Source organism: Bradyrhizobium sp. IAR9, assembly GCF_013408065.1.
Classification (GTDB): domain Bacteria; phylum Pseudomonadota; class Alphaproteobacteria; order Rhizobiales; family Xanthobacteraceae; genus Bradyrhizobium.
In genome coordinates, this window is record NZ_JACBZW010000004.1 from 330,164 (window position 1) to 344,447 (window position 14,284).

10 protein-coding genes and 3 pseudogenes are annotated in these 14,284 nt (G+C 58.3%); all 13 read left to right on the top strand.

The genetic code is table 11. From position 1 onward, the window contains the following. Positions 1-1,249 precede the first annotated feature (1,249 nt). The 13 genes and pseudogenes from GGD67_RS39285 (at position 1,250) to GGD67_RS13775 (ending at position 14,283) form a co-directional block, all read left to right on the top strand. A complete protein-coding gene (locus tag GGD67_RS39285; RefSeq protein ID WP_312013682.1) occupies positions 1,250-1,453 on the top strand; it encodes a group II intron maturase-specific domain-containing protein in 204 nt (67 codons plus the stop codon). 338 nt (positions 1,454-1,791) lie between these two features. Continuing rightward, positions 1,792-2,121 (top strand): annotated as a pseudogene (locus tag GGD67_RS39290) (transposase). A 96-nt stretch (positions 2,122-2,217) separates the two neighbouring features. Then, positions 2,218-2,298, top strand: coding sequence for a hypothetical protein (locus GGD67_RS40105; RefSeq protein WP_409411365.1), 81 nt, complete (start codon positions 2,218-2,220; stop codon positions 2,296-2,298). A gap of 292 nt (positions 2,299-2,590) precedes the next feature. Beyond that, positions 2,591-4,738 (top strand): hydantoinase/oxoprolinase family protein, encoded by a 2,148-nt coding sequence (locus GGD67_RS13735; protein WP_179733451.1) that lies wholly within the window; start codon positions 2,591-2,593, stop codon positions 4,736-4,738. Next, positions 4,735-6,513 (top strand): hydantoinase B/oxoprolinase family protein, encoded by a 1,779-nt coding sequence (locus tag GGD67_RS13740; RefSeq protein WP_179733453.1) that lies wholly within the window; start codon positions 4,735-4,737, stop codon positions 6,511-6,513. The genes GGD67_RS13735 and GGD67_RS13740 overlap by 4 nt, the downstream gene beginning before the upstream one ends. 171 nt (positions 6,514-6,684) lie before the next feature. Further along, positions 6,685-7,326: a LysR family transcriptional regulator gene (locus GGD67_RS13745; protein ID WP_179733455.1), complete on the top strand. Its 642-nt coding sequence runs from the start codon at positions 6,685-6,687 to the stop codon at positions 7,324-7,326. A gap of 45 nt (positions 7,327-7,371) precedes the next feature. Next, a pseudogene (locus GGD67_RS13750) lies at positions 7,372-7,797 on the top strand (3-oxoacid CoA-transferase subunit A); the annotation flags it as partial. 65 nt (positions 7,798-7,862) lie between these two features. Then, positions 7,863-7,973: a CoA-transferase gene (locus tag GGD67_RS39295; protein WP_246790808.1), complete on the top strand. Its 111-nt coding sequence runs from the start codon at positions 7,863-7,865 to the stop codon at positions 7,971-7,973. A gap of 16 nt (positions 7,974-7,989) precedes the next feature. Continuing rightward, a pseudogene (locus GGD67_RS13755) lies at positions 7,990-8,653 on the top strand (3-oxoacid CoA-transferase subunit B). A gap of 42 nt (positions 8,654-8,695) precedes the next feature. Continuing rightward, positions 8,696-9,028 (top strand): hypothetical protein, encoded by a 333-nt coding sequence (locus GGD67_RS13760; protein ID WP_179733456.1) that lies wholly within the window; start codon positions 8,696-8,698, stop codon positions 9,026-9,028. A 749-nt stretch (positions 9,029-9,777) separates the two neighbouring features. Further along, entirely contained in the window at positions 9,778-11,058 is a 1,281-nt protein-coding gene (locus GGD67_RS13765; RefSeq protein ID WP_179733458.1) for an aspartate aminotransferase family protein, read from the top strand. Between the two features lie 682 nt (positions 11,059-11,740). After that, positions 11,741-12,223 carry a hypothetical protein gene (locus GGD67_RS40110; RefSeq protein WP_179733460.1) on the top strand — a complete coding sequence of 161 codons (483 nt, stop codon included), beginning with the start codon at positions 11,741-11,743 and terminating at the stop codon, positions 12,221-12,223. A gap of 1,199 nt (positions 12,224-13,422) precedes the next feature. Continuing rightward, on the top strand, positions 13,423-14,283 hold the full coding sequence (locus GGD67_RS13775; RefSeq protein ID WP_179733462.1) for a transporter substrate-binding domain-containing protein: 861 nt from the start codon (positions 13,423-13,425) through the stop codon (positions 14,281-14,283). Position 14,284 lies beyond the last annotated feature (1 nt).

Genomic DNA, 14,284 nt, shown 5'->3' on the forward strand with positions numbered 1-14,284 from the left:
GATGACCGGGCGGGCGGCGACCGGCGTTGAGGGTCCGTGAATCGGATGAGGGCGCTGCCGCGGAACTGCAGGAACCAGTCGCTCCGATGGAAAGGGAGAAGGACAAGCGGAGAAGACCGCGAGGCGGATTACCTACGCGGAGCACTGGGACGGACCGGTCCGTAATAGCGCGAAGGCGGGTAATGGGGCCGGAGCGAAGGGACCGGATCAGGTGGGCTGGCCACCGTCGCAACTGACAACAGGAGGACGACAGTGAATCAGCCTAGCACACCGTTCAGTATCGACAAGAGATGAGGTGTACGAAGCATATCTGCAGGTGCGATCCAATGATGGCGCAGCCGGTGTCGACGGAGTGACGATTGAGCAGTTCGAATCCGACTTGAAGAGCAATCTCTACAAGATTTGGAAGCGAATGAGCTCAGGCGCTTACTTCTCACCCCCTTGTTCGCGCCGTGTCCATTCCAAAGAAGAGTGCGGGCCAAAGGATCCTCGGGGTGCCCACTGTGGGAGACTGCGTGGCACAGACGGTTGTTAAGCAACTTATTGAGCCGGCTCTCGACGCAGTCTTTCTGGCAGAGTCCTATGGCTACAGACACGGCAGATCGAATCTTGATGCGGTAGGGGTTCACGCGACAGCGGTGCTGGAAGTACGATTGGGTTCTGGAGTTCGACATCAAGGGATTGTTCGACAATATCGACCACGAGCTCTTGCTGCGGGCCGCGCGGAAACATGTAACGTGCGCAGGGGCGCTGCTCTACATCGAACGATGGCTGACAGCGCCGATGGTGCAAGAGGATGGAACGTATTGAGCGAAGCCGCGGTACCCCACAAGGGGGGCGTAGTGAGCCCGATCCTCGCCAACCTCTTCATGCACTATGCTTTTGATCTCTGGATGGCACGGGTGTTCCCTGATCTCAGGTGGCGTCGGTATGCGGATGACGGGGTTGGTACATTGTCGGAATGAGATGAAGGCGCAAAGTGTTCGCGAAGCGCTCCAGGCTCGGCTGGCGGAGTGCCGCGGGGAATTGCATCCTACGAAGACGAGTATCGTCTACTGCAAGGATGATCGACGCCAAAGCAAAAGCGAGTCGGTCATGTTTGTCTTTCTCGGCTATTGCTTCCGGGCACGATCGGTCCTGGCGCCGCATTCGCAGAAGATGTTCTGTGGGTTCACCCCAGCGGTCAGCAAACCAGCGCTGAACCCATGCAGACGACGGTCCGGGCTTGAAACTTCGCAGGCGAACCGAGGTGACGCTGGACGATATTGCTCGCGAGCTAAACCGGACGATTAGAGTGTGGATCGCTTATTATGGGCAATACACCCGCTCAGCGCTTTATCCCTCGGCACGCTACATCAACCAGACGTTAGCTATTTGGCTGAAGCGAAAGTACAAGCGCTTCCATCACCGATTTAGGACGCGCGCGTCTCTTCCTGGAGAAGATCGCGCGTGAGAACCGCAGGTTCTTTGTGCATTGGACTTGGCGATGGCAGCAAGCGCGGTGAGGCGAGAGTCTCACGCCCGGTTCTGCGAGAGGCTGGAGGTGAAATCCCTCCGGTCTACTCACCCCACGGTGCCGGTCCTGGCCAGGCAAGACCCGGATCGGCCAGCTCTGGACCTACGTGCGCGACGACCGTCCAATTCGCCGGCGGGGGCCGTGTTCTTCTCGCCCTATCGTGGCGGTGCGCATCCGGAGCAGCATCTGGAGGGCTATACCGGGACTGATGCAAAGCCGACGCTTACGCCGGCTTTGGCAGGCTCTACGAGGCCAATCGCAAGAGCAGCCTAATCATGGAAGCCGCGTGCTGGGCGCACGGCAGGCGCAAATTCTTTGATCTCGCGCGGCTCAGCAAGGCGTCGATCGCGGCCGAGGCGGTCAAGCGCCTCGATGTCCTGTTCGCCATCGAGCGCGAGATCAACTGTCTTACTGCGCAGTAGCGTTTGCGTGTGCGCCAGGAGCGTAGCCGCCCCCTCATCATCAGTTAATGCCTCAGCCGCTGGGATGCATTTAGCCGCTTCCTTGATGACGGACGGCTTTGCATGCCGAACAATCCCGCCGAGCGCGAGCTTCGGGCGGGTCGCCGTGGACAGAAGAAATTGGATCTTCGCCGGCTCCGATGAGGGCGGCCGGCGTGCGGTTGCCATCTACAGCCTCATCGCCATCGCCAAGCCCAACGACATCGGTCCCCAGGCTAGCTCGCCGACCTGCTGGCCCGCCTGCCGGATCATCCCGCCAAGCGCATCCACGAACTCATGCCCTGGAATTGGCGCCCTCAGAACGTCGCTCACGCCGAATAAGCTCGGTCAGCCATCCGCTCAAGATGACCTAACAAGGGCCGTCACTGGCCGCGCTACCGTCCGCGGACGAGCATTGCAGATGCAATGCTCCAAGCCTCAGCAAATAGGTCTTTGACCATCCGCTCTGCGGCCGAGCAATTCGATCCGCGTGCGTGCGAGCCGATCTCCTCGGAACGGACGGCAAAGCCACAGGCGGCGGAAATAGGCGCAGCGCCCGCTTCCAGATGGTGTGATTTCGGCGCCAATCAGCTTGCGTGCGAGAGCGCGGGGCAGCTTGACTCAAGCGCGTCAGATGAATAAATTTGATAAAATATCAAATCGTAGGGCGAGCATGACCGGTAACCCTTCTCCTCTAGTGATGACCAGTAACCTTACACCTTTGGTGGCCCCCTGGCGTATAGGCATAGACGTCGGCGGCACGTTCACTGACATGGTATTGCGCGACTCAGCGGGTTTTGTGCGCATCTTCAAAGCGCCCTCGATAACTGCTGATCCGAGCGAGGGCGTGCTGAATGTCCTGCAGCTGGCAGCAAAAGAGCTCGCTCTGCCGCTCGCGGCCCTGTTGCGCGGCTGCTCGCTATTCGTGCACGGCTCGACAGTCGCTACCAACATAATACTGGAGAAGAAGGGAGCGCGGGTCGGGATGTTGACCACACAGGGGTTTCGCGATTCGTTGGAGATCCGCCGAGGTATGCGCCAGAATCAATGGGACACCCGAGCGCCTTTCCCGGAAGTGTTGGTGCCGCGCTATCTGCGGCAGCCCGTCCGCGGGCGCATCGCCGCAGACGGTGCGGAACTTTCGCCACTCGTGATTGAGGATGTGGTGATGGCCTCCGCGCTATTCGATGAAGAAGGAATCGAATCGATTGCTGTGTGTTTGTTCAACAGCTTTCTTGATGGCAAACACGAGCGCGAAACCCAAGAGGTGCTTGCAAGGAATTGGCATAGCGATTGGATTTCGCTCTCGAGTGAAATCATGCCTACGATGGGTGAGTATGAGCGCGGCTCGACTGCCGTTGTGAATGCATACATCGCGCCAAAAGTCGCAACATATCTGAGAGCACTCGACGAGCGACTCCGCGAGCTCGGCCTGCCGCGTTCGTTGCTCATGTTGCAAAGCAACGGTGGTGCTGTCTCGGTAGCCGAAGTCGCTAATCGCCCTGTGATGCTGGTCTTGTCCGGACCGGCAGCGGCTGTCGGCGCTCTCAACGGATGTATGGCTTCCGGCGGGCCTGCCAACTTCATTTCGATGGAGATCGGCGGGACGAGTTGCGATGTGATGGTGATGGCGAATGGCGAAGTGCCTGTGAGCGATCGGCTAGTGATCGATGGCTATCATCTCACAGTGCCGTCTGTCGAGATCCATACGGTCGGCGCCGGCGGGGGTACTATCGCGGGCGTCGATTCAGCAGGGTTGTTGAATGTCGGCCCACGGGGGGCTGGCGCGCAGCCGGGGCCAGCGGCGTACGGATTGGGCGGTCAGGATCCCACAGTCACGGATGCGCTGTTGGTCCTCGGACGTTTGCGAGAAGGGCCACTGGCCGGAGGCGCAGTTACGCTCGACCGCGATCTGGCGTGGCGGGCCGTAGAGACCAAGCTAGCGCGACCGCTGGGCCTCTCCGTTGAAGGGGCGGCAGCCGGCGTGGTCCGTCTGCTAGAGCAGAACCTGCTGCATGCGGTCGAGAGACTAAGCATCGAGCGCGGGCATAACCCGGCGCACTTCACATTGGTTGCTGCCGGCGGCGCTGGCCCGATGCATGGCGCCGCCGTCGCGCGCGCCCTTGGATGCAAACAGGCGTTGTTACCGCGCGCAGCGGGCGCCTTTTGCGCCATGGGTACGCTGCAATCTGATGTGCGTCAGGACTATTTGCAAGTGTTTGCAGCTGATCTCGACAAGGTGGATTACCTGGCAATTGACGGGGGATTTGCGCTGCTTGAAGCTAAAGCTCGCGCAGCGCTGATACGACAAGGCTTTGGAAATAGTGGCTCGACTCAGCGAGAGATTGATCTGCGTTATGAGGATCAGCAATGGTCTGTACGCGTCGCGTTGACAGCAAACTGCTTCGACGTATCTGCGGCGCGGCAGGCCTTTGAAGCTGAGCATCAACGCCTCTTTGGCCATATCCAGCCCCACGGCCGCCTTGAGATCACGACGCTCCGCGTCGTCGCGCGTGGGATCGTCGAGTGGTCACGGTCAGCCGGTCGGGCAGCACAGCAAGACCGTCCAATTCCCAAACAAAGGCGTCGAATGTGGATTGATGCGACATGCGGCTGGGGCGATGTCCCAGTGTACGACGGAGTGGACCTACGACCCGGTTGCAAACTGCAGGGGCCACTGTTGATCGAAGAACGCACGACTACCGGCTTTGTTGCTTCCAAGGACATAGTCGAAGTGAACGCGGCAGACGATTTCCTGGTCACCATCGGAGCTGTCATATGAATTTCCCGTTAGACCCCGTGGCGCTCGCCATGGTGCAGAATCGCCTAGATCACATCACGCATCAGATGGGATGGGTGATGATGCGCACCGCCCGCTCGCCAATCTTCAGCCAAAGTCACGACTTCTCCTGCTTCATTACCGACGCCAACGGATATTTGGTGAGCCAAGCGGACGGCATACCTATGCATACTGGCGGGGGCGGTTTCGCCGTTCGAGCGATTCTGCGTGATTTCAAGGACGAGATCGCGCCGGAAGATGTGTTCGTGCTGAGCGACCCGTATACGGCAGGTGGCAATCATTTGCCCGACTGGGTCATCGCCCAGCCCGTATTCGTGAGGGGCAAGCTTTTAGCCTTCACGTGCAATCGGGCGCATCAGGTGGATATCGGCGGCGGCGCGGCCGGCACTTACAACCCCCTTGCCACTGAGATTTTTCATGAGGGTATCCGACTGCCGGTTCTAAAACTAATCGAAGCCGGGCGCGCGCGCGAGGACCTGTGGCGTCTCCTGCTCCTTAATACGCGTCTGCCCGAAGCAGTCGACGGAGATCTACGTGCTATGATTGGCTCGACCCGAATCGGTGCGGAACGCGTTGCGCTATTGGCTCAGGAGGCGGGGGCAGGTCTTGCGGATCTTGCGGATGGATTCTTCGAGAGCGTTCTGGCGTACGCGGACAGGCGCTTCCAAAGCTGTCTTTCTCGTCTTCCGAAGGGTAGCTGGAGAGTTGAGATACCGATTGACCACGACTGCTTCCAACCCATTGAGGCTCGTATCGCCATGATGCTGACGGTTGGTCAGTCCGACCTGATCGTCGACTTCGATGGGACGTCACCTCAAATACGGGGTTTCAAAAATAGCTCGATCGCCAACAGTACGTCGGCGGTATACATGGGGCTGGCTTCATTCTTTGAGCCCGACCTCCCTAAGAATGAAGGAACGTTCCGCCGTGTCGAGATCAGATTGCCCGAGGGTACATTGGTGAACGCGCGACCGCCCGCGCCCATGACGATGAACACGAATTTCCCGGGACACGAGATCGTGCAAGCAATCTGGAACGCGCTGGGACAAGCCTTGCCTGAACGCGCTACTGCCGGCTGGTCCAAGGGGGTGCGTTCCATCACGGCTGGCGTGCGCCCCAGCGGCGCCCGGTACGTCATGTATCAGTGGCCCGCAGCCCCGGCCGGCGGCGCAATTGAAGGCCGAGACGGCTTCCACCTGATCGGCGGCACCGTCACGCTGGGCGGGATCACGTTACCAAACCTCGAAACCTACGAGCATCTCTATCCTGTCCGCTTCCGCCGCCAAGAGTTGCGCTGTGACAGCGCCGGTCCTGGGCGCTTTCGCGGCGGAGCGGGATGTGACTACGAGGTCGAGATCCTCACGCCGGCAGACTATGCCTTCTGCAGCGAGGGTGTGGGGGCGCCGTCGGGGTTCGGCATTGCCGGAGGCAAAGCGGGCGCAGGGGGAGAAATGGTAATTTCGTTGGCCGAAGGCAGGATCATCCACCCCCCCAAATACGGCCTCGAGCAATACGGGCCGGCGACGTATCACGCCCTCTCACCGGGTGGTGGTGGATTTGGCGATCCGAAAGCGCGCCACCCGTTAAGCGTCTTACGCGACGCGCGCGACGGCATCGTGAGTGTTGGCTCAGCCGAGCAGGAGTATGCCGTTGCTATTTCGCAGGACGGGCGCAGCATTGACGTAGAACGTACTCAAGAACTTCGCGGAGGGCAACCGCTGGTCCTCAACGAGAGGTCGGCAGCTCTTCCAGAGTAGCGATGCCTATTAGGCGGGGCTGTATCATCGAACCGACTAAAGATGCACATCAATGGGATGAACGTGCATCATCCGACCAATGAGATGTAACCGGGGCTGGTTAAACCATGCAAGGTCGGCCGCCTGCACGCCAGATACCGACTTGTCCAAACCTTCTGTAGGGGGCGACGGATGGACATTCGGAATCTGCGCTACTTCGTTACTGTGGCAGAGGCGCTGAGCTTCGCAAAGGCAGCCCGCGACTTGCACATGAGCCAGCCACCGCTTTCAAAGCGGATCGCCGACATGGAGCGAGAACTCGGCGTTCGACTGTTCAACCGCTCAAGCAAGAAGGTGGCGCTCACTGCGGCGGGTCAAAGCTTATTGCCGCAAGCCCGCGCTGCCGTGCAAGCGTTCGATTCCGTGGTGAACGTGGCGCGTAGGGTTTTATCAAGCCAGTTAAGATGTCTGCGGATTGCTCTACCACCTGAGACGTCCCGGAGCGAGCTTCTTGATGTCGTAAACAGATTGCGTCGTGAAAACGTACAGGTGAACATCTCTGAAGCGGGCACGTCCGAACAGCAGCGGCTGCCTGATGCCGGTGAAGTCGACATCGGGCTGCTTCACCACCCGTTTGATACTTGTGGATTGGGAGTATCGGAGCCGTTAGCGCAATCACTGGGCTGCGGTTGTCTGACTTGCAGCCGTATGCTCTCGTGCATTTCCCGCCCTATGTCGCGCCCGGCCTCGTTTCCCGGCCTGTTGCGTTGTCTATTTCTTTTATCTGCCCCCTCGCGGGCAGAGCTTGGCGTTCCATTGCCGCAAGCACTATAGATGCTTGATCGTTGCGTACAATCCTATTCTGAAGCCGTGTCTGGCATGTGCGATGGTGCAACCATACTCGTCGGCGGCTTCGGCGGAGCGGGCGTTCCGCTTGGACTTATTAAGGCGGTGCTCGACACCGGGGCGAAGGACCTCGTACTCGTTTCGAACAATGCGGGATCCTCAAACGACGACATCGCATGGCTTCTTCGCGAGAACCGAGTAGCCAAAGTAATCTGTTCGTTCCCTCGTTCCAAGGCAAACTCCGATGTCGCCGAACTACACCGACGCGGCAAAGTAGCGCTCGAATTGATACCTCAGGGACATTCATCGAGAATCCGGTGCGCGGGAGCGGGTCTCGGAGGATTTTTCACGCCGACTTCAGTAGGTACCGAGGTTGGAGCGAACAAGGAATCTCGGACAATCAACGGCAAGGAATACGTCTTCGAGCTGCCCCTCGGCGGCGATTTCGCACTGTTGCGCGCGTTGAAGGCCGACCGCTACGGGAATCTCACGTACGATAAGTCGGCACGGAACTTCCACCGGTCATGGCAACGGCTGCGCGCGTTACGGTCGCTGAGGTCGACGAAATCGTCGCGATTGGCGGACTGGATCCGGAGCAAATCATTACGCCAGGTATTTTCGTCAAACGCGCGTGAAAGCAGGAGCGCCCGCATGAAGCCGTTGTCCCGAACCGAGATGGCTCGCCGTGTCGCACGCGAAATTCCGGAGGGCTCGTTTGTCAATCTCGGCATCGGACTGCCCACCTTGATCGCCAATTACATTCCGGTAGACGGGGAGGTGCTTCTCCACAGCGAGAACGGAATTCTCAACATCGGCCCAGCGCCTGCCGAAGGCAAAGAAGACTGGAATCTTGTTAACGCCGGAAAAGGAGCCGATCACTCTGCTTAGTGGTGGTTCTTACTTCGATTCCGCATTGAGCTTCATGATCATGCGTGGCGGGCACTTGGATTATTCGGTGCTGGGCGCCTACGAAACCTCGGAGTCCGGAGATCTTGCAAACTGGTCTACCGGCGACGCCGCGGCGCTACCAGGCATTGGTGGAGCAATGGATCTTGCAGTGGGAGCCCGATCGATCTGGGTGATCATGGAACACACGACGAAGGAAGGGAATCCCCGCATCGTCACCGATTGCAGGCTGCCGTTAACTGCACCGCGCGTGGTCAAGCGAATTTTCACAAACCTCGCCGTCATCGACGTGACACCTTGGGGCCTTCAGATATGCGAGATGGTCGAGGGAATGACCGTTGCAAAATTGCAAGGGGTTACTGGCGCCCGGCTTGTAGCAGCGGGCCAGATCGCCCTTCTGACCGCGTGAAGAGGTAGGGTGACGGCGCACGTAGGAGACAGGATGCCTTCATTGACCTACATCGTCGCCGGCGTCGGCAGACAGCGCCAAGGTCCGAGCCTGGCGATCTTTCAGGCCACGGGCATCGAGGCCGATGGCCGCCCCGTGCTCGTTCTGCATGATCGCGATCTCCTAGTTTACTCATTTGCGCTCCTGACAAACGAAATGGTCTTACAAACGCGGGTTCAATCCAGAAGATATCGCCACGGTCGCGGTCAAAAACGATCGCAACGGCTCACTGAATCCAAATGCACATCGTTAGCAGAAGCGTCGCTCAGCGAGATTCTGAGCGGCAAACCGATGTCCGGCAATCTAGCTAAACTGCAGTACTGCCTGATCGGCTAAGGCGCGGCAGCCGTGATCGTCGGTCCGAAGAGGCCATCAAGCGTCTTGGTATTGACGCAGGACGCTCTAAGCGTGTCGCAGGATCGACCCCTCCGGCGAACGGCGGGATTGCACTCAGCTACCGACGTTTAAAATCACGAAAGGCACTTTCTCGGATGCGCGGCGGCAGGCGGGACTCGAAGCGCGAACGTGGATACCCTTGAGATCGCCGATGCATTGATCATCGAAGAATTGCAGTGCATCCGGGCGATGGGCGTCTGGCAGGGGCAGTGCTATCCACTAGCTCAACAAAGGGCGTTCATATGGGCGGACAGTTGGCGTCAGTGCCTCGGGTGGTCTGATTGCCATGCGCCATCCGGAGGGGCCTACTGATATCGGCCAGATTGCCGAACTGACGATGCAGCTGCGCCGCGAAGTTGGTGCCGGCGTACGAAGAATCGGTTTGGCGCACATGATTGGCACCGGTGCAGTCTGTTATGTGCATGTGCTGCAGAGGTCTTAGGCACGAGCAAAACTATGGATACCTAACTCGCTCAAGTTTCCTCGCCGTTTCATGCAGTGCAACTGACCCTTTTAGGTTGATCTTTAAGACGGTGTTGTCGATGTTGCGTTCTAATGCGGCGACGCATTTCGCGCCTTCAAGGTGATCCCCGGGTAAAGCCATCGAGTCATACATCAGAAAAAGAAAAGAAGGTTGCGTGAGCAGATTTTATATTATATCAAATCCAGATCATTAAGGGCGGAAACCAATGAAAATTGCTGCGAATAGGGGATATCTGGCTGGCAACTGTCTCGGGATGTTCAAGTTAACTGACGAGGTGGCGTTCACCGTTGCGCGCAGCAGCGGGCCATGGCTCTGGTCGTCCGACGGGCGGCGGTACGCCGATTACGTAATGGGGGCGGGCCCGATGGTGCTCGGGCACGCGCATCCCAACGTCGTATCGGCGATCACCGAGCAGGCTACCAGGGGAACGCATTATTTTCTTGTACACGAGCGGGCTCAAGAGCTCGCCGCCAAGATCTGTCGGTTGGTGCCCTGCGCCGAGCTGGTGCGATTTTGCAGCGATGGATCGGAAGCAAATTTTTACGCCCTACGATTGGCTAGAGCTTTCACCCGACGCACCAAGGTATTGAAATTCGATGGCGGCTTTCACGGACATAGTGACTACGGTCAGCAAAAGCGTCGCGCCGAATCTTGTTGCAATGATCAGCGTCCAGTGGCCGAATCGGCGGGTATTCCGCCCGAGATTAGTGAGACGGTCGTCCTCGCGACTTACAATGATATCGAGCGGACTCGGCTAATTGTTGAGCCCGTCGCGCACGAGATTGCTGCGATCATTGTAGAGCCGGTTCAGCGGGCGTTGATGCCTGCGCCGGGCTTCCTCGAAGGCCTGCGGGAGCTGGCAGATAGCATAGGCGCCCTGCTTGTGTTCGACGAGGTGGTGACCGGATTCCGGCTTGCGCTTGGGGGCGCTCAGGAACACTTCGGCGTAACGCCAGACCTTTGCGCTTTGGGTAAGATCCTGGGCGGCGGAACGCCGCTGGCCGCCGTAGCGGGGAGGGCCGATATTCTGGAACTCGCGATCAGTGGCCGTCGCAAGGATGGCCGGACGGCCATGGTGAGTGGTACGCTGAATGGCAATCCACTAGGTTGTGCGGCAGGCCTTGCTACCCTTGCCGTGGTCGAGGATTTGGGGGTTCCTGCACTACTCAAAAAAGCGGGTGAAGCCGTGGCCGTTGGCTTGCATGAAATCGCCCACAGGCTTTCAATCCCCCTACAGACGATCGGCCCTCCGGCCGCTCAACAAGTGGTATTCACGGAGCGATCGATCGACAGCGTCGCGGCTCTTGCTGCGGCGCCACGCGCCGCCCTGGACCACTTTGCGACCGAGATGACCAGGCGCGGGGTGTTCTTCGGGCCTACCAAGCTCTACGTGTCCATTGCGCACACTGACGAGGTGCATAGCTTATTCTTCGAGCAGGCCGAAGGAGCCCTTCGCGCGGTGCGTGACCAAGGCTTACTAGGCTAGCGGGGCCGTCAATCACGCCGGGTCGGAACTGTCCGGGCGGATGGGCGGCAATCCATCACAATTTTATCAATAGTAAAGGAAGGAGATCTCTTGCGCTGAGATACGAGTGACGAAAGGGCGCGGTGAAGGCCTTCTGGAGCACTGGGTTGCTCGCGCAGGGCCTATGGGGCAGGTTAGGGTGGGCATTATCTTCGGTGCAGCATTCGGCGGCCGTTCTTTGCCCACTGAGACTGTCCAAAACTCAGCGATACGAGCAACGTTAATGCCCCCCATTGAGCCGATACGTGGACCCGGCGCTCCGGTTCTCCAACTGAGTTCGCTCACAGCGGCTCTTATCGGCGTCGGTGGAGCTCGTACGGCGCCGAGGTCATGCGTAGCGGCGTCCGTATTAGTCGCGATATCCAAGGCGAACGAACGCATTGCTTTTGTTGGAGCGGGCCGCGAGCCATCCCCTATGTGAAAGGGTCATTAATGTCTTCCGAGCTGCTTTACCTGTCGACAGCAAATATCCAGGACCTCAACATCTCGCCTCGGAAGCGCGTGAGGCGGTCCTCGCTGCATTCCGTGACAACGCGGCTGGCCGGAATATCAGCTTGCCTAAAGTGAGCATCGAAATGAGGCTGGGCCACGTCTTTCAGTCCATGCCCTCGGCATCAGAGGTCCGGGGTATCGCCACAGTCAAGTGGGTCGGAGTGACCCGATTCAAGGCAAGCCTGGTACCTATGCAATCAACGCTCTAATTTGTGCAAGTGATTGCAAGACAGGGATTCCCATCGCGGATCTCGATGGGAATTGGATCACGCTGATAAGGACGGCGGCGATGTCGGCTGCGGCAGCCAACTATCTCGCGCCTGCGGCCCAGACAACCATTGGATTTGTCGGATGCGGTGCACAGGCGCTTAGCCACCTCGATGCGTTTGTTGACCTTTTTCCGTCGCTGCGCAGGATCTATCTCCTGAGTCGGAGCGCCACATCGGCCGAGAGGGTTGCAATTGCGGCGTCGAAAAAGGGACTGAATTCGATGATCGTGAACGATCCTGGTACGCTAGTTAGTCAGAGCGAGATCGTTGTGTCCATGGCTCCGCGTTTGCCTGATTCGAAGCCATTCCTAGACGCTCGATTGTTACCGTCGCCGTCATTTGCTTCGTCTGTCGAATCCGGATGAACTTGGTACCCTGACTCCTTCAGCGCATTCGATAAGCTCGTTACGGATTCTTTGAAACAAACCGTATCGCCTCTGGATGAATCGGAACGCCCCATCGGATCCATAAAGTTCCAGGACGATCTTGCACATGTCGCTTCCGTTTCATCGCGCCCCAGTCCGCATACGCTAAGTAGGGCCTTGTTCAGCTTCCGGGGTTTCGCGATTGCGGATCTCGCGGTCGCGGATTTGGTGATCCGAAAGGCTCGTGCTGTGAAGACTGGAACGATTCTGGCGCGTTAGATTTTCAATTCATCTATTCCTAGAAGCTCGCGAGACGTGCGTGACATGATGCAGAGTCGCACGTTCCTCACTGCAGGTATCGCGGCAACTTCTGAAAAACGCTGCTGGCAACAGCGCTAGTCGCAGCATCGCGGGTCCCAAGGTCTCCCGATCGGAACGAGACTTCTCGGCCTGAAGCAGAACTCAAGCGCTGGCAAGGACATAACTTGGCAATATCAGCCAAGGTGATCGGTATTTACCCAGCCTGTTCACAGCCGCGTGCTCGTCGCTAATCCGCTATGCACAGATCCCTGGCGCTGATCACCAACCTAGACTCGCTCGATTGTTTGGCCGAATGACGAGACGAGGTTACACCCAAAATTCGGTGTGACCTAACGGTTGGAGCACGGACGGCACTTCATGCATGCCCACGCGATCTGGCCCAAACCAAAGGGCGATAGCATCTTCGGGTGCACTTGTTCGGGATCTGATCCGCGGAGAGCATTGTCGCCAGCGGTCCTTTGAACTGCGCAACCGGGCCGAACACGCGGTCGCTCCGACCAACGGCGCGAAGAGTCTCCTTGCCCAAACTCGGAACCGTCCAGACAAGCCGCCAGCGCGAGTCTGCTACCCCAAGGTCCAGCCTTCGCAACGTCAAAGACCACTATCAATGCTGGAAGTAACTCCATGCGGAGACATCTTTGGTCAGCAAGATCCCTAGGGCAGCCGCTAGAACTCAGGCGACATCAATCTAGAATGGCGCTCGCCTCAGGAACGGGAATGTTGAGTCAGATGTTGACAAGAGGAGTGATATTCAACCTGTAAATCAGGCGATGCAATTCCAATCTGGTATAGATATCGCCGAAATTGGTATTGGCCTAGCTCCAGTCTGCAATGCAGAAATTGAGATCAACAATTGATGAAATATCAACGGAGGAGACATGTTGCATACGACCTTCAAGCTCTCGCTGTCTGTCCTGTTGCTTACATTTTCCAGCTATTCGTTCGCCGCGTTTGCGCAAACCGAAGATCCTCTTCTTTCTTCGATCCGTAAAACCGGAAAGGTGACGGTGGCGATTTCCTCGCTCCCCCCTTACATGATCGTGTCTCCGAGCGGAGAGGCGACTGGAGCCAGCATTGAACTGCAGAACATGGTGCTTCATGCAATGAACCTGCCGGCGCTTACGCCGGTGCTCACGCAATGGGATGCTATGATGCCGGGACTGCAGGCCGGTCAATTCGACTACGTAGGCGCTGGACTTGCGATTACGGAGGCTCGCTGCAAAGTCGCGTTGTTTTCGGCTCCCTATGCCGCTGGTCAGCTCGGGCTGCACGTCCTGCCCGGAAATCCGAAGCGCCTGACAAGCGTCGCGGAGGCTGCGCGCCGACCTGACATCAAGCTGGCGGCGATAGTGCCGACTCCCTATCAAGCCTATGCGCTGAAGCAGGGTGTCAAGCCCGAGCAAATCGTTACCGTCCCTGACGTTCAGGCTGGTATCGCGACGGTCGTAGGTGGTCGGGCCGACGCCTTTATCGCTAATCAATTCAATATCAAGAATCCGGCGGAGAAGGGTATCGAGATAATCGTTGACGAGAGCTCGCCTGTGGAGGCATATGCATTCACGTTCCGCAAAGAGAACATGGGATTCCGCGACGCCTACAACAAGCAACTCGACGTGTTGATCGGGAGTGGCACGATACAGAAGCTTTACGCGAAGTACGGCCTGTCCAACGGGGAGGCTGTCGCAAAGCTACTCTCAAGGTTCAGCAAGGCCAGTGACGTATTCCCGGTCTGCGAGTAGG